This is a genomic window from Pseudomonas sp. GW822-FHT05A08 (genome assembly GCF_058800485.1).
The window spans coordinates 6,061,822-6,076,116 of the sequence record NZ_CM179511.1; the positions used below are offsets into that span (position 1 = coordinate 6,061,822).

The window sequence follows — 14,295 nt, forward strand, 5'->3', positions numbered from 1 at the left end:
CGCATGTCTTCCTTGAATCAGGCGCTGCGCGCCGCCCTCGATCATCGCCAGGACCTGCTCGTCGAGCTGCATCAGCAAGGCACCGACTGCTATCGGCTGTTCCATGGCAGCCAGGAAGGCGCCGGGGGCCTGACCATCGATCGTTACGGCCCGCAGCTGCTGGTGCAAAGCTTTCACCAGACGCTGGAACGCGATGCCTTGCTGCAATTGCACGAGACCGTCCAGCAGCAACTGGGCCTGGACACCCTGCTGGTCTACAACGACCGCTCCCGGGGCAACTCACGCATCGACCGCGAGGACTCGGTTTACCGCGCCGAAGAAGAGGCGCTCAAAGACCTGGTCGGTCACGAATGGGGCTTGAACTACCGGGTACGCGGTCGCCATGCCGGCCAGGACCCGCTGCTGTTTCTCGACCTGCGCAACGCCCGTGGCTGGGTCAAGGCCCACAGCGCCGGCAAGAGCGTGCTGAACCTGTTCGCCTATACCTGTGGCGTCGGCCTAAGTGCCGCGGCGGGCGGTGCCCGCGAGGTTTGCAACCTGGACTTCGCCGAGGGCAACCTGGCGGTCGGCCGCGAGAACGGCCAGCTCAATCCGCAATTGCCAGCCATGCAGTTCGTGCAATCGGATTACTTCCCGGCGATCCGGCAACTGGCCGGCCTGCCCATCAGCCAGCGCCGTGGACAAAAGCTGCCCAGCTACCCACGCCTGGAACACCGCCAGTACGACCTGGTGCTGCTCGACCCGCCGGCCTGGGCCAAGAGTGCATTCGGCACCGTCGACCTGCTGCGCGACTATCAGAGTCTGCTCAAGCCTGCCCTGCTGGCCACCGCTGACAATGGCGTGCTGATCTGCTGCAACAACCTGGCGAAAGTCACGCTGGACGACTGGCGCGAACAGGTGCTGCGCTGTGCCGAAAAAGCCGGTCGCCCGGTGCGCGAATGGCAGGTGCTGACACCCGCTCGCGACTTCCCGTCCATGGACCAGCAACCGCCGCTCAAGACCCTGATCCTGCATCTGTGATCTGTTGCGAGGAATCTGAACAATCCTGTTTGCGACCGTCATGGGATTGTTTCGGAACCGGAAACGCATGCCATACTCCAACGCACTTCCGATTCAGATAGATGAAGCCTCGCATGTCCAAAGGATTGATCCGCGCTATTGGCGCCTTGTTGACCGCTCTCGCCCTGTACAGCCTGTTGGGCTTTCTGATTTTGCCGGGCATCGCCTTGCGAGTGGCCAATCAACAGTTGGCCAACTACGCGACGGTACCGGCAAAGATCCAGCGCATCGAACTCAACCCGTTCAGTCTCGAACTGACGCTCTGGGGCCTGAATATCGGCGAGCCGGGCAAGGAGCAGGTGGCCTTCGAACGTCTCTACGCCAACCTGCAGCTGGACAGCCTCTGGACCCGCGCGCTGCACCTGGCCGATATCGAGCTGGACAAACCCAAGAGCGAGATCCTGTTCGCCAAGGACGGCAAGCTCAACCTGCTGGGCCTGTTCAACCTGCCCGCCAGCGAACCCACTCCGGACGACCCCGAGGCCAAGCCGTTCCCCCTGCGTATCGGGCGCATCAAGCTGGCGGGCGGTTATGTGCACTTCCAGGACGCGCGGCCCAGCGAGCCCATCGATTTCCTCTACGACAAACTCGATCTCGAGCTGAAGAACCTCAGCACCCTGCCCGATGACAGTGCCGACATGACCCTGGTCGCCGCGGGCCCCGCGGGCGGTCAGATCGATTGGAGCGGCAATTTCAGCCTGACTCCGATCGCCTCCGAAGGCACCCTGAAAGTCACCGACGGCCAGATGAAAGCCTGGTGGCCCTATGTCCGCGATGCCTTGCCCCTGGTCCTCGAAGACGGCGTGCTGAACCTCAACACCCGCTACAAGCTGAACCTGTCCAAGGAAACCGAGCTGCTGCTCAGCGATGCCTCGGTCAGCGTGGCGCCTTTTGCCATCAAGGCCCCGGACGGTCGGCCACTGGCCCGTCTGGAGCGCCTGGACGTCAGTGAGACCACGGTCGACCTGGCCAAGCAGCAAGTGGTGGTCGGCAAGATCCGCAGTCAGAAACTGGAAACCTGGGCCGCCCTGGAGGCCGATGGTCAACTGGACTGGCAGAAGCTGTTCGCCAGCCAGCCGGCCAAACCGGCCGCCAAGCCCGCTCCGGCCGCCGCCGATACTCCGCCGGCTCCCGCTCCGGCGCCAAGCAAACCCTGGCAGGTGCTGCTCAAGGACGTGCAACTGCGCAATTACCAGGTGCACCTGGCGGACCGTCAGGCCAAGCCGGCCGTAGCTTTGGAAGTCGGCCCGCTGAACGTCGACGTGCAGAACTTCGACAGCCTCAACCAGTCGCCTTTCAACCTCAAGCTCGACACCGGAGTGGGCAAACAGGGCAAGATCCTCGCCAACGGCGTGGTCAACCTGCAACCGGTGACCGCCAAGCTGGCGGTGCAGACCAAGGACATCGACCTGCGGGTCGCCCAGTCCTACATCAGCCCGTTCATTCGCCTGGAGCTGCGCAGCGGCATGCTCGGCAGCGACCTGGCAGTGGACCTGAAAAACATCGATCCCCTGACATTCAGCGTGACTGGCCGCGCCCAGGTCGACCAGTTGCACACCCTGGACACCCTGAAAACCCGCGATTTCGTGAAATGGCAGCAACTGGTGCTCGAAGGCCTGAACTATCAGCACGGCGACAGCCTGACGATCAACAAGGTCAACCTGATGCAGCCCTATGCGCGCTTCATGATCAACGATGACCGCACCACCAACATCGATGACCTGCTGATCCCGCAACCGGCCGACAGCGCGCCGAAAGGCGCAGCCAAGCCGGCCGCCAAGGAAAAACCCCTCGGCATCCATATCGGCCAGATCGCCATCAACGACGGTTCGGCCAACTTCGCCGACTTCAGCCTGACCCCCAACTTCGCCACGGCCGTCCAGCAACTCAATGGCCAGATCGGCACCATCGACAGCCGCCAGGCAAAACCGGCCAGCGTCGATATCAAGGGCAAGGTCGACCGTTATGCTCCGGTCACCATCAAGGGCAGCGTGAACCCCTTCGATCCAATGGCCGCCCTGGACATCGCCACCAGCTTCAAACGCGTCGAACTGACCAACCTGACCCCCTACTCCGGCAAGTTCGCCGGCTACCGCATCCGCAAGGGCCGGCTCAACCTCGACCTGCACTACGTCATCACCAACGGCCAGCTCAAGGCCGAAAACAAAGTGGTGGTCGAACAACTGGAGCTGGGGGAAAAAGTCGACAGCCCGGATGCCGTGAGCCTGCCACTGAAACTGGCGGTCGCCTTGCTCAAGGATGTCGACGGCAAGATCTCCATCGAACTGCCGGTGACCGGCGATCTGAACAACCCGCAGTTCAGCGTCATGCCGATTGTCTGGCAGACCCTGCGCAACCTGATCGTCAAGGCTGCCGCGGCACCGTTCAAACTGATTGGCGGGCTGGTCGCGGGTGGCGGTTCGCAAGACTTGGGCAGTGTCTCGTTCGCCCCGGGCTCGAGTGACTTGAGCCCGGAATCGGAAGCAACGCTGGTCAAGCTGTCCAATGCGCTCAAGGAACGTCCGGCCCTGCGCCTGGAGATCGAAGGCACCGCCGCGCAGAGCAGCGATGGCCCGCTGATCGCCGAGCAACGCCTGGAGCGGGAATACCAGTACAACTACTACAAGATGCTCCAGCGTCGCGGCGACAAGGTGCCGGCCCAGGCGTCGCTGCTGGAAGTACCGGAGAAAGAGAAAGCCCCGCTGCTGGAGGGCATCTATCGCACACGCCTCAAGACCCAGCCACCGGCCGAATGGAAGGACCTGGGCAAGGAAGAGCGCACCGCGAAAATGCGTGAAGGCGTGATCAAGTTCTGGAGTGGCAGCGATGTGCTGTTGCGCCAGTTGGGCCAGGAACGGGCCAGCAGCATCAAGGACTTCCTGGTGGACAAGGGCCAACTGGCGGACGACCGGGTCTACTTCATCGATGCCAACCTTGGCCAGGCCGAAAGCGATGGTCGGGTCATTACCCCCATGCACCTGGACGCCGAATAACCACCCTCCCCGCCGCCCCGGAAACGGGTCGGCCCGGCGGTTTTCCCCCGCCATGAACAGAACAGGCCCCGACACACTGTGCCGGGGCCTGTTCTGTTTACAAAAAGGAGCCACTTCCCTGTGGCCATTCGCATGAACCTTCAAGGAAGCGGTAGATGAATCCTCTACCGCATCTTCTCCCTGTCCAGGAAAGAAGCTTGAGGCTTAGTCGGTTTTCAAACCGTCAGCCGATACTGCCTTCACGCCTTTGATGTTTTTGGCGATGTTGACTGCGGTTTCTTTCTGCGCCGCGGTCAGAGCAGTGGTGGAGGACAGGGAAACCACACCCTTGTTGGTTTCGACCTTGATGTCGGTACCAGGAATGCCTTTTTCAGTTACGAGATCCGCTTTGACTTTGGTGGTGATCCAGGTGTCGGAAGTGGCTTCCTTGGCCTTGGTCACTTCACCCGCCGCGAGCACCATTGGCGCCTGAGTAGCTTGAGTGGTCTGGGCAAATGCGACGTTAGCCATGGTCAGGGTCAGAGCGGTAGCAGTTGCAGCAGCGATAGCGAACTTCTTCATACGAGTAACTCCTGTTCTTCTGGAAAACCTGCTCCAAGTCCTGGCAGCAGGGTTACTTAAGTAGATTGCAGGCGTTATGCCAAGTTCAGAAAAACAATAAAGCCCTTAAATATCAAAGAATTAAAAAATCATCCAAGCACTCGCGGTCATGCAAAATGCATGACCTGTGAATAATCTGCATGCAAGTTGCACTTCCCGGCGAGCTAACTTCCTGAATTCTCGATATTTTCCCCAAAGGCACGCTGGCGCGTGGCGTTTCACGCGCCAGGCAAGCGAGAACCGGACTCAGCTGCCGCTGGCGGTGCAGCCTTTAGGGGAGTAGTCCGCAGGGACAGTGGTGGTGCAGACCCAGCCATCGGCCGTGGTGCGGGTCAGGGTGACGGTCTTGTTCAGCACCGGTGCCGGTGCATTGAGGATGGTGCAGCCGATTGTTCCCGCTCCGGTCGAGGCAGAACCCGCAGCGGTCATGGTGCAGTTCGACGTCGCCGCCTTACCCCCCACCAGCTCCAGGGTCGGATCGCTGCCCTGGTTCAGCACGTCCTCGAAGTTGACCTTCAGCGCCGAGGCTTCGGCCAACGCCGCGGTGACCTTGGCCCGCGCCTGGTATTTGGAATACAGCGGCATGGCAAAGGTGGCCAGGATGCCGATGATCGCCACAACGACCAACAGCTCGATCAAGGTAAAACCTTTCTGATACTTCATCTATCTGCTCCAAGCAGGGGATATCCAGGGGTCTGGGCACTCACCACACAGCCATAGCACAGCCTGTGCCAGCGCCTGCACTCCGGCTGAACGGGGCTTTAGCGGCGCGAAGCCGCGGCAGTGAGCGCCAGAAGTCGCACTATCTGACACTTTTTGTCAGCCAAGTGCCCTGGGCCGGTCGTCGTGACGGGCTACGCTGTCATTCGATCATCGATTGCATTCACTGCCCGCCCCATCCAAGGAACGTATCGGGCCATTCAAACTCTATGAGCCGGACGCCGCGCGCCGCGCAGCGGTCCACTCGCTAACGCACAGGGCACTGCCGGCCCTGAGGACATCCATCACAACCCGGGACTCGACACCATGGCGGTCAAAGCAGCAAAAGTCAGTGTTTACCTGTGGGAAGGCACCGACAGGCAAGGCAGCAAACTGCGCGGCGAATTGAGCGGCCATACCCCCTCGCTGATCAGGGCCCAGTTGCGCAAGCAAGGCATCAACCCGGCCAGGGTCAGGAAGAAGTCCAGCTCGCTGTTGCAGCGCACGCCCCCGATCAAGGCCCGCGACATCAGCCTGTTCACCCGGCAACTGGCGACCCTGATCAAGGCCGGCGTACCACTGCTGCAATCGTTCGACATCATTGCCGAGGGCTTCGATAACCCGAACATGCGCAAACTGATGGGCGAGCTGAAACAGGACATCGCCGCCGGCAGCAGCTTCACCAGCGCGCTGCGCAAGAGGCCGCGGTACTTCGACGAGCTGTACTGCAGCCTGGTGGATGCCGGCGAACAGGCCGGGGCCCTGGAAACCCTGCTGGAGCGGGTGGCGACCTACAAGGAAAAAAGCGAAAACCTCAAGACGCGGATCCGCAAGGCCATGACTTATCCCCTGGCGGTGATCTGCGTGGCGCTGGTGGTGACGGGGATCCTGCTGGTCAAGGTGGTGCCGCAATTCCAGTCGATGTTCCAGGGCTTCGGCGCGCAATTGCCGGTGTTCACGCAACTGGTCATCGCCCTCTCGGAATTCGTGCAGCACTGGTGGTGGCTGCTGGTGGGCGCGCTGTTGCTCAGTGTGTTCGGCCTGCGCCATGCCCGCCGGCGCTCACCACGCTTTCGCCACTGGCTGGACGTGGGCCTGCTGAAACTGCCGTTGGTAGCGCCACTGATGTACAAGTCCGCGGTGGCCCGCTACGCCCGCACCTTGTCCACCACTTTCGCCGCCGGAGTGCCGCTGGTGGAGGCCCTGGGCTCGGTGGCCGGGGCCACCGGCAACCAGGTGTTCAAGCAAGCGGTGAACCGCATCAGGCAGGACGTGGCGACCGGCATGCAGTTGCATTTTTCCATGCGCGCATCCGGCATCTTTCCCGGCATGGCCATCCAGATGACCGCCATCGGCGAAGAGTCCGGGGCCCTGGACGGCATGCTGGAAAAGGTCGCGATCCATTATGAGGAAGAGGTCGATACCCTGGTCGACACCCTGAGCAGTCTCATGGAACCCGTGATCATGGTAGTTTTGGGCACCCTCGTCGGCGGCCTGGTGGTCGCCATGTACTTACCCATCTTCCAACTCGGCACAGCGATCTGAACATGTCATTGACTGAGGTCCTGGCCAGCTACCCGCTGGTCTTCGTAGCATCGGTGCTGATCCTGGGCCTGATTGTCGGCAGCTTTCTCAATGTGCTGATCTGGCGTCTGCCAAAGATGCTCGAACGCGACTGGCACGCCCAGGCCCGTGACATCCTCGGGCTGCCCGACGAGCCTGCCGGGCCGGCCTACAACCTGTTGCTCCCGCACTCCCAGTGCCCGCACTGTGCGCACCCGATCCGCCCCTGGGAAAACATCCCGCTGTTCAGCTACCTGCTGCTGCGCGGACGCTGCCCCGCGTGCAAGGCCCCGATTGGCCGGCGCTACCCGCTGGTGGAGCTGACCTGCGGCCTGGCCTCGGCGTTCGTGGCCTGGCATTTCGGCTTTGGCTGGCAGGCCGGCTTGATGCTGTTCCTGAGCTGGGGCCTGTTGGCGATGAGCCTGATCGATGCCGATCATCAACTGTTGCCCGACGTGCTGGTGCTGCCCCTGTTGTGGCTGGGCCTGATCGTCAATGGCTTCGACCTGTTCGTCAGCCTCCACGATGCGCTGTGGGGCGCCGTGGCCGGCTACCTGTGCCTGTGGTCGGTGTACTGGTTGTTCAAGCTGCTGACCGGCAAAGAAGGCATGGGGCACGGCGATTTCAAGCTGTTGGCCATGTTCGGCGCCTGGGGCGGTTGGCAGATTCTGCCGATGACCCTGCTGCTGGCCTCACTGACCGGAGCCCTGGCCGGGATCGCCATGCTGCGCCGCAACCGCGCGCAAATGTCCACGCCTATCCCTTTCGGTCCCTTTCTGGCCATTGCCGGCTGGATTGCCTTGCTCTGGGGTGGTCAAATAACCGACTCCTATTTGCAGTTTGTCGGTTTCAGATGACCAAGCCTGTTTTCAAACCCTGGATCCTCGGCCTTACCGGCGGTATCGGCAGTGGCAAAAGTGCCGCGGCCCAGCACTTCATCGACCTGGGCATTCATGTGGTGGATGCCGACCACGCCGCCCGCTGGGTGGTGGAACCCGGCCGCCCGGCCCTGGCCCGCATTGCCGAGCATTTCGGCGACAGCGTGCTGCAGGCCGATGGCCAACTGGACCGCGCCGCACTGCGCAAGCTGATCTTCGAGGTGCCGCAACAACGCCTCTGGCTGGAAGCCTTGCTGCATCCATTGATTGCCGATGAAATCGCCGCCCACCTGGCCCGTGCCGAGTCGCCCTACGCGATTCTGGTGTCACCGCTGTTGATCGAATCCGGGCAATACGCGATGACCCAGCGGATCCTGGTGATCGATGTGCCGCAGCAACTGCAGATCGAGCGGACCCTGCAACGCGACCGGATCAGCGAACAGCAGATCCAGGCGATTCTCAAGGCCCAGGCGACCCGCGAAGATCGCCTGAGCCATGCCGACGATGTGCTGGTCAACGACCGCGACCTCGTCTGGCTGCACAGCGAGGTCGAACGCCTGCATCACTTTTACCTTACCTTGCGTGGAGGCCAGTCATGAGCCAACCCCTGACCGTGGAATGTCCAACCTGCGGTGCGCCCGTGGAATGGACCGCGAGCAACCTCAACCGTCCGTTCTGCTCGGACCGCTGCAAACTGATCGACCTCGGCGCCTGGGCTGCCGAAGAACACAAGATTCCGGTCAGCCCGGATGCCGAGGACGATCTGTTTTCCGACGACCTGCCGCCTCGCGCCCACTAAAGCCTCAAGGCCGCATGAAAGCGTAATCCTGCGTATCGTCGAGGTTCTCCGCGAGAAACTGCAACTCGTCGGCCAGATCCTCGCCGCTGCGCACCCGCCGACTCTCCTGCACCACCGCGCTGAGCAGGGCGCGCAGGCTCAAGCCCGGTTCGAACCCCTCTTGCTGCGCAGTATCCAGACTCTTGCGTACTTCCTGCCGCGCCCATTCATACACACTCATGACCCTGCTCCCGAACGGTTTTTGCCGAGCATGGGACCGCGCCTGCCGAACGTGTTTGATATGGATCAAGAACGCGGATCGTCATCCTTCCACGGTGCCGACAGGTAACGGGTGCGGTTGAAGGTTTCCAGCCATTCGGGGCAGAACACCACCAGGGCGCTGACCACCATGCCGTTGATGAAGGCCTCGGGAAAGATGATCAGCCACAGGTAGCCGACGAAGTCCTCCAGCCATTCCGGCATGGCAAAACGCCCGTCGAACCACAGCAGCCCCAGGCCCACCAGCAAGCACAACAAGGCCGACAGGGCGGCGGCAAAAAAACCGGAACAGAAGATATACACAAAGGGATTACGCGGCTGCGCGCGCTCCACCAGGATCGCGCAGCATTCGGTGACCAGCACCGGCAGCAGGATCAGCAAGGCGCCGTTGATGCCGACCGCCGCCAGGTCCTGGCGGCCCAGCGCGACCAGCCCCACCTGGGCAATCAGGCCGCCGACGATCGCCAGCGGCCAGTCCAGCAACAGGGTCACCGCCGTCATGCCGATGAAGTGATAGGACACCCCGGTATCGAAATCCCGGCGCACCAGCCACAACATGAACAACGCGAACACCGTACCGAACAGCAGATGCTGACGCCGGCTGTCGCTGAACAGCTCGACCCAGGGCGCGCGCCAGGCGACCCAGACCAGCACTGGCACATAGATCAGCCAGCCGGCGCCGAGAGTGGGCGGCGACAGCAGCGCGGCACTGATCATGGTTGCGCCTGCTCCAGCGCTGCGCGCAGTTCGGCGGCCGTGCCGTACTCGCGTTGAGCCACCAGCCGGCCATCGTCGAGCTGCAGCCACAGGACTTTATCCACAGCCCCGGCGTAGCGCGGCGCCACCCGCCCGTCACGGTCGAGCATGACCCGGTAGCCATAATCACGCATCGCCGGCACCGCGAACATCCTGGCGATCACCGCCGGCATGCGCTGGATGTCCGCGACGAATACCGTGTGCCGGGCCTCCAGATAACCCGCAGGACGATCCTGCAAGGCGGCGTTCACCAGCTTGGCGCCATCCATGCTGCGCGCCACCAGCAGGGTCCGTGCCTGCCCGTCGAGGCTGTAGGCCCGGTCGAATTGATCGAGCAAGGTCCAGGGCGCCAGACGCTCGCCGACCTCCACCGCGTGCGCCAGCAATGGCATCAAACCCAGCAACAGCAATGACCAATACTTCACAGCTTCTTCCCCTTCCTTCGGTTAGTTCGCAGCGTCCAGTCTACACCGCCAGAGCGCCCCCACCCGAGGGCCGCACCAGCCATCAAGAACCCCGTAATCACGGGCGAAAGGGAATAAATCGCCACCGGTTGGACAAGAGTCGACCCCTGAACAACACTCCATTTATCCGTCACGCCCTCGCTCACGAATGAGCCAACTTCGTGACACATGCCCAGGCTGCCATTCGTCCTGGATGCGCAGAACCGTCAAAAAACCGATGCATAATGCAAAAAAAGGATTAATCTGCCAGAATTAGTCAATTCATTGACCATCAAAGCAGAAAAATAGTATTGTTTGGCCATCATAGGCCGCCAAAAAACAGACTTTTTTGCAGTAAGCCTTAGTTTTTTCAGCCTGCCTCTGTAGTGGCTTTACCCTTAACAGAGCTGGGTTCTTACCTGGCAACGACGGGATTCGATGCTTACGAAATCGATTGATAGCAGGTTCCTGACCCGAACCGGATTCATGGAACTCTTCATTTCGGGGGTAAAACTGACGCACGCCCTGTCCGCCGCCCTGCCTGGAATCCTGCTGCTCCTGAGTCTTGAATCCACCAGTGCGGATATCTGGCCAACCGTACTCGGCCTGCTGCTGTTCTTTGCCGTCATCACCGTCATCCTGTTCCAGGCCCAGGGGGTCTACTCCGAAGAGTTCTTCAGCAATCGCCTGCGTCTGCGCACGATGCTGGTGGCCTGGACCTCCGCCTTCTGCATCCTGCTGGTCATGTACCTGGGGCTGCACCTGCTGCCGGTCTTCAGCCTGCGGGACCTGGCTGTCTGGTTCATCGCCAGCCTCGTGCTGTTTGGCATCGAGCGTCTGTTTCTGCTGCGCCTGTTCCATTCGTGGATGGCCAGGGGCAAATACCTGCAACGCACGGTGATCCTCGGTTTCAGCGAGAGCGCGCTGTTCCTTGCCGAACACATGCAGCGCCACGGCGATATCCGCTCCGGCCTGATCGGTTTCATCGACGATCGCAGCGACCGCGTGCCCAAGGCCTTCTGCGACCTGCCCTTTCTGGGCAACACCCAGAACCTGGAAGAGCTGATCCGTTCCGAGCAGGTCAATCAGGTCCTGATCGCCCTGCCCTGGGCTGCGCACGCACGCATCGGCGAACTGGTGCAACGGCTGCGGCAGTTGTCGGTGAATGTCGCCCTGGTGCCCGACATCACTACCCTGCGCTTTGGCCACAACCGCATGACCGATGTCGGCGGCATCCTGATGTTCAACACTTCCGAGCTGCCATTGCGCGGCTGGGCGCCGCTGATCAAGCGCTGCGAGGACATCCTGCTCGCCCTGCTGGGCCTGGTCCTGTTGTCCCCTGTGCTGCTGGCCACTGCCGTGGCGGTGAAGCTCGATTCCAAGGGCCCCGTGCTGTTCCGGCAAAAGCGCTACGGCTACAACGACCGGCTGATCCGTGTGTTCAAGTTCCGCTCGATGTATGTCGAGCAGGCGGACCTCAATGCCGAACGGCAGACCACCCGGGAAGACCCGCGGATCACCCGGGTCGGACGCTTCATTCGCAAGACCAGCATCGATGAGCTGCCCCAACTGTTCAACGTGCTGATGGGCAACATGTCGATTGTCGGGCCTCGCCCACACGCCACCGCCACCAAGGCGGCGGGAGTGCCGTTCGAACAGGCGGTGCGCGAATACAGCTCGCGCCATCGGGTCAAGCCCGGGATCACCGGCTGGGCGCAGATCAATGGCTACCGGGGAGAAACCGACACCCTGCAGAAAATCCAGAAACGAGTGGAGTACGACCTCGATTACATCTCCAAATGGTCGGTCTGGCTGGATCTGTACATCGTTTTCATGACGGTTCCGGCCGTCCTCTCGACGAAGGAAGTCTACTGATGAGCGCATTCACTGGATTGATCCCCTGCATTATTTCCGGCGGCTCCGGCTCGCGCCTGTGGCCAGTCTCTCGGCAGAACATGCCCAAGCCATTCATACGCATGCGCGATGGGCAGAGCCTGCTGCAAAAGACCTTCGTCCGCGCCAGCAGCCTGGCGGACGTCAGCTGCGTGGTCACGGTGACCAACCGCGAGCTGCTGTTCCGCTCGCTGGACGAGTACCGCAACGTCAATCAGGGCAAGCTGGGCCTCGACCTGCTGCTCGAGCCGTTCGGGCGCAACACCGCCGTGGCCATTGCCGTGGCGGCCGTGCATGTGCGCGAGTACTGGGGCGACGAGGCGCAGTTGCTGATCCTTCCGGCCGACCACCTGATCCTCGACCAGGATGCCTTCGCCGCAGCCGTGGGCAAGGCGCGCAGCCTTGCCGAAGCAGGTTATCTGGCGACCTTCGGCATTCAGCCCGACAAACCCGAGACCGGGTTTGGCTACATCGAACAGGGCCCGGCGCTGAAGGAAGGTTTCCAGGTCGCGCGCTTCGTCGAGAAACCCAACCTGGCCACCGCCCAGGCCTACGTCGACAGCGGCAACTACTTGTGGAACGCCGGGATGTTCTGCTTCCGCGCCGATACTCTGCTGCAAGAGCTGACTCTGCATGCTCCCGAGGTGCTGAGCGCCGCCCAGGCCTGCCTGGAACAAGGCATGACCCTGGACAACAAGCACTGCCGCCAGCGTGAACTCGACGCCGACAGCCTGGCTCGCGCCCCGGACGTTTCGATCGACGTGGCCCTGATGGAGCGCTCCGAGCGGGTCGCCGTGGTGCCCTGCGACCTCGGCTGGAGCGACATCGGTTCCTGGGATGCGCTGCGCCAGCTGACCCCGAGCGACGCCGCCGGCAACCAGGTCAACGGCGAAGCCATCCTGCATGACGTGCGCAATTGCTACATCGATTCGCCCAAGCGGGTGCTCGGCGCCGTCGGCGTCAGCGACCTGATCATCGTCGACACCCCCGACGCGCTGCTGGTGGCCGATGCCTCGCGGACCCAGGACGTGCGCCATATCGTCACCGAACTCAAGCGCCTCGGCCACAGTGCCTACAGCCTGCACCGCACGGTCACCCGCCCTTGGGGGACCTACACCGTGCTGGAGGAAAGCAGCCGCTTCAAGATCAAGCGCATCATGGTCAAGCCCAAGGAATCGCTGTCGCTGCAGATGCATCATCACCGCAGCGAGCACTGGATAGTAGTCAGCGGCGCCGCCCTGATCACCAATGGCGACCTGGAGGTCCTGCTCAACAGCAACGAATCCACCTATATCCCCGCCGGCCATAAACACCGCCTGAGCAACCCCGGGATCATCGACCTGGTGATGATCGAAGTGCAAAGCGGCGAGTACCTGGGCGAAGACGACATCGTGCGTTTCGAAGACGTCTACGGCCGTGCCCCGGCGCAGGTAAAACCATGATGAAGGTGGCGCTGATCATTCCCGCCCGCAACGCCGGAGCGCACCTCGACCGGCTGCTCCCAGCGCTGGCCGCGCAGACGCTGCAACCGGACACCGTGCTGGTGGTCGACAGCAGCTCCACGGACCACACCGTCGACCGCTTCCGGCAGTTCGGCGCCCGGGTGGAGGTCATCGCCGCCCAGCAATTCAACCATGGCGGCACCCGCCGCTGGGCAAGCGAACAGGTGGACGCCGACGCGCTGATCCTGCTGACCCAGGATGCGATTCCGGCCACGCCCCAGACCTTCGCCAACCTGATCCAGGAGCTGGAAGAAGACCCACGGATCGGCCTCGCCTATGGTCGTCAACTGCCACATCCCGGGGCCGGGATTCTCGAGGCGCAGTCGCGCCACTTCAACTACAGCCCGCAGAGCCGCAGCAAAAGCCTGGCCGACGCCGGGGAGCTGGGGATCAAGACCTGCTTCAGTTCGGACTCGTTTTCCGTCTACCGGCGCAGCGCCCTGCAAGCGGTGGGCGGCTTTCCCGAGGACGTCATCGGCAGCGAGGACGCCCACGTCGCGGCGCGCATGCTGCTCAACGGTTATCTGGTGCGCTACGCCGCCAGCGCCTGCGTACAGCATTCGCACAGCTACAGTCTGATGCAGGAGTTCCGCCGTTATTTCGATATCGGCGTGTTTTATGGCCGCGAGCCCTGGATCCGCGAAGCATTCGGCACCGCGGGCGGAGAAGGCAAGCGTTACGTCCAGGCCGAGTTGCGCGCCTTGCGTGACGCCGGCCAGTTGCAACGCGTACCGGAAGTGCTGCTGCGCAGCGCGCTGAAACTGTTGGGCTATCGCCTCGGCCACGCCGAACAGCATCTGCCGACACCGCTCAAGCGTCGCTTGAGCATGTTCTCAAACTACTGGACCTGAG

At 62.3% G+C, this 14,295-nt stretch carries 14 protein-coding genes; 9 read left to right on the top strand and 5 right to left on the bottom strand.

Going from position 1 to position 14,295, the window contains the following annotated elements:
* Positions 1-3: 3 nt before the first annotated feature.
* Both AC3RCP_RS27365 and AC3RCP_RS27370 read left to right on the top strand, forming a co-directional pair.
* A complete protein-coding gene (locus AC3RCP_RS27365) occupies positions 4-1,020 on the top strand; it encodes a class I SAM-dependent rRNA methyltransferase (protein ID WP_492571958.1) in 1,017 nt (338 codons plus the stop codon).
* A 113-nt stretch (positions 1,021-1,133) separates the two neighbouring features.
* Entirely contained in the window at positions 1,134-4,052 is a 2,919-nt protein-coding gene (locus tag AC3RCP_RS27370) for a DUF748 domain-containing protein (protein WP_101339146.1), read from the top strand.
* A gap of 204 nt (positions 4,053-4,256) precedes the next feature.
* Here AC3RCP_RS27370 and AC3RCP_RS27375 read toward each other — a convergent pair whose 3' ends face one another.
* Both AC3RCP_RS27375 and AC3RCP_RS27380 read right to left on the bottom strand, forming a co-directional pair.
* Positions 4,257-4,613 carry a BON domain-containing protein gene (locus AC3RCP_RS27375; protein ID WP_009045666.1) on the bottom strand — a complete coding sequence of 119 codons (357 nt, stop codon included), beginning with the start codon at positions 4,611-4,613 and terminating at the stop codon, positions 4,257-4,259.
* A 285-nt stretch (positions 4,614-4,898) separates the two neighbouring features.
* Positions 4,899-5,315 carry a pilin gene (locus AC3RCP_RS27380; protein ID WP_007924673.1) on the bottom strand — a complete coding sequence of 139 codons (417 nt, stop codon included), beginning with the start codon at positions 5,313-5,315 and terminating at the stop codon, positions 4,899-4,901.
* A gap of 363 nt (positions 5,316-5,678) precedes the next feature.
* Between AC3RCP_RS27380 and AC3RCP_RS27385 the strand changes: the two genes are divergently transcribed.
* From AC3RCP_RS27385 to yacG, 4 genes are read left to right on the top strand one after another with little or no spacing between them, the layout of a single operon-like run.
* On the top strand, positions 5,679-6,896 hold the full coding sequence (locus AC3RCP_RS27385; RefSeq protein WP_492571957.1) for a type II secretion system F family protein: 1,218 nt from the start codon (positions 5,679-5,681) through the stop codon (positions 6,894-6,896).
* 2 nt (positions 6,897-6,898) lie between these two features.
* Positions 6,899-7,771, top strand: a complete 873-nt coding sequence (locus tag AC3RCP_RS27390; protein ID WP_492571956.1) for a prepilin peptidase — start codon at positions 6,899-6,901, stop codon at positions 7,769-7,771.
* Positions 7,768-8,391, top strand: coding sequence for a dephospho-CoA kinase (gene coaE / locus AC3RCP_RS27395; RefSeq protein ID WP_007924677.1), 624 nt, complete (start codon positions 7,768-7,770; stop codon positions 8,389-8,391). The genes AC3RCP_RS27390 and coaE overlap by 4 nt, the downstream gene beginning before the upstream one ends.
* Positions 8,388-8,591, top strand: a complete 204-nt coding sequence (yacG, locus tag AC3RCP_RS27400; protein ID WP_007924679.1) for a DNA gyrase inhibitor YacG — start codon at positions 8,388-8,390, stop codon at positions 8,589-8,591. The genes coaE and yacG overlap by 4 nt, the downstream gene beginning before the upstream one ends.
* 4 nt (positions 8,592-8,595) lie before the next feature.
* On the opposite strand, the gene AC3RCP_RS27405 is transcribed toward yacG, so the two are convergent.
* The 3 genes from AC3RCP_RS27405 to AC3RCP_RS27415 all read right to left on the bottom strand — a co-directional run bounded on the left by AC3RCP_RS27405 (position 8,596) and on the right by AC3RCP_RS27415 (position 10,030).
* Positions 8,596-8,811: a hypothetical protein gene (locus tag AC3RCP_RS27405; protein ID WP_007924682.1), complete on the bottom strand. Its 216-nt coding sequence runs from the start codon at positions 8,809-8,811 to the stop codon at positions 8,596-8,598.
* Positions 8,812-8,876: 65 nt separating this feature from the next.
* Complete coding sequence (locus AC3RCP_RS27410) at positions 8,877-9,566, bottom strand: energy-coupling factor ABC transporter permease (protein ID WP_101339150.1); 690 nt, start codon at positions 9,564-9,566, stop codon at positions 8,877-8,879.
* Positions 9,563-10,030 (bottom strand): hypothetical protein, encoded by a 468-nt coding sequence (locus AC3RCP_RS27415; protein WP_007924686.1) that lies wholly within the window; start codon positions 10,028-10,030, stop codon positions 9,563-9,565. Before AC3RCP_RS27415 ends, AC3RCP_RS27410 begins: the two co-directional genes overlap by 4 nt.
* 456 nt (positions 10,031-10,486) lie before the next feature.
* Here AC3RCP_RS27415 and AC3RCP_RS27420 point away from each other — a divergent pair, with 456 nt between their 5' ends.
* Genes AC3RCP_RS27420 through AC3RCP_RS27430 form a run of 3 tightly spaced genes read left to right on the top strand, consistent with a single transcriptional unit; the run spans position 10,487 to position 14,294 of the window.
* Positions 10,487-11,923 carry an undecaprenyl-phosphate glucose phosphotransferase gene (locus tag AC3RCP_RS27420; protein WP_101339152.1) on the top strand — a complete coding sequence of 479 codons (1,437 nt, stop codon included), beginning with the start codon at positions 10,487-10,489 and terminating at the stop codon, positions 11,921-11,923.
* Positions 11,923-13,383: a mannose-1-phosphate guanylyltransferase/mannose-6-phosphate isomerase gene (locus tag AC3RCP_RS27425; RefSeq protein ID WP_492571955.1), complete on the top strand. Its 1,461-nt coding sequence runs from the start codon at positions 11,923-11,925 to the stop codon at positions 13,381-13,383. Before AC3RCP_RS27420 ends, AC3RCP_RS27425 begins: the two co-directional genes overlap by 1 nt.
* Entirely contained in the window at positions 13,383-14,294 is a 912-nt protein-coding gene (locus AC3RCP_RS27430) for a glycosyltransferase family 2 protein (RefSeq protein ID WP_492571964.1), read from the top strand. Before AC3RCP_RS27425 ends, AC3RCP_RS27430 begins: the two co-directional genes overlap by 1 nt.
* Position 14,295: the final 1 nt, after the last annotated feature.

What these genes read in the sequence shown, in the direction of transcription:
- AC3RCP_RS27380 (WP_007924673.1), bottom strand. Translation starts at nt 5,315, where the DNA reads ATGAAGTATCAGAAAGGTTTTACCTTGATCGAGCTGTTGGTCGTTGTG.
- AC3RCP_RS27420 (WP_101339152.1), top strand. Translation starts at nt 10,487, where the DNA reads ATGCTTACGAAATCGATTGATAGCAGGTTCCTGACCCGAACCGGATTC.
- AC3RCP_RS27425 (WP_492571955.1), top strand. Translation starts at nt 11,923, where the DNA reads ATGAGCGCATTCACTGGATTGATCCCCTGCATTATTTCCGGCGGCTCC.
- AC3RCP_RS27385 (WP_492571957.1), top strand. Translation starts at nt 5,679, where the DNA reads ATGGCGGTCAAAGCAGCAAAAGTCAGTGTTTACCTGTGGGAAGGCACC.
- yacG (WP_007924679.1), top strand. Translation starts at nt 8,388, where the DNA reads ATGAGCCAACCCCTGACCGTGGAATGTCCAACCTGCGGTGCGCCCGTG.
- AC3RCP_RS27375 (WP_009045666.1), bottom strand. Translation starts at nt 4,613, where the DNA reads ATGAAGAAGTTCGCTATCGCTGCTGCAACTGCTACCGCTCTGACCCTG.
- AC3RCP_RS27390 (WP_492571956.1), top strand. Translation starts at nt 6,899, where the DNA reads ATGTCATTGACTGAGGTCCTGGCCAGCTACCCGCTGGTCTTCGTAGCA.
- AC3RCP_RS27410 (WP_101339150.1), bottom strand. Translation starts at nt 9,566, where the DNA reads ATGATCAGTGCCGCGCTGCTGTCGCCGCCCACTCTCGGCGCCGGCTGG.
- coaE (WP_007924677.1), top strand. Translation starts at nt 7,768, where the DNA reads ATGACCAAGCCTGTTTTCAAACCCTGGATCCTCGGCCTTACCGGCGGT.
- AC3RCP_RS27370 (WP_101339146.1), top strand. Translation starts at nt 1,134, where the DNA reads ATGTCCAAAGGATTGATCCGCGCTATTGGCGCCTTGTTGACCGCTCTC.
- AC3RCP_RS27365 (WP_492571958.1), top strand. Translation starts at nt 4, where the DNA reads ATGTCTTCCTTGAATCAGGCGCTGCGCGCCGCCCTCGATCATCGCCAG.
- AC3RCP_RS27405 (WP_007924682.1), bottom strand. Translation starts at nt 8,811, where the DNA reads ATGAGTGTGTATGAATGGGCGCGGCAGGAAGTACGCAAGAGTCTGGAT.
- AC3RCP_RS27430 (WP_492571964.1), top strand. Translation starts at nt 13,383, where the DNA reads ATGAAGGTGGCGCTGATCATTCCCGCCCGCAACGCCGGAGCGCACCTC.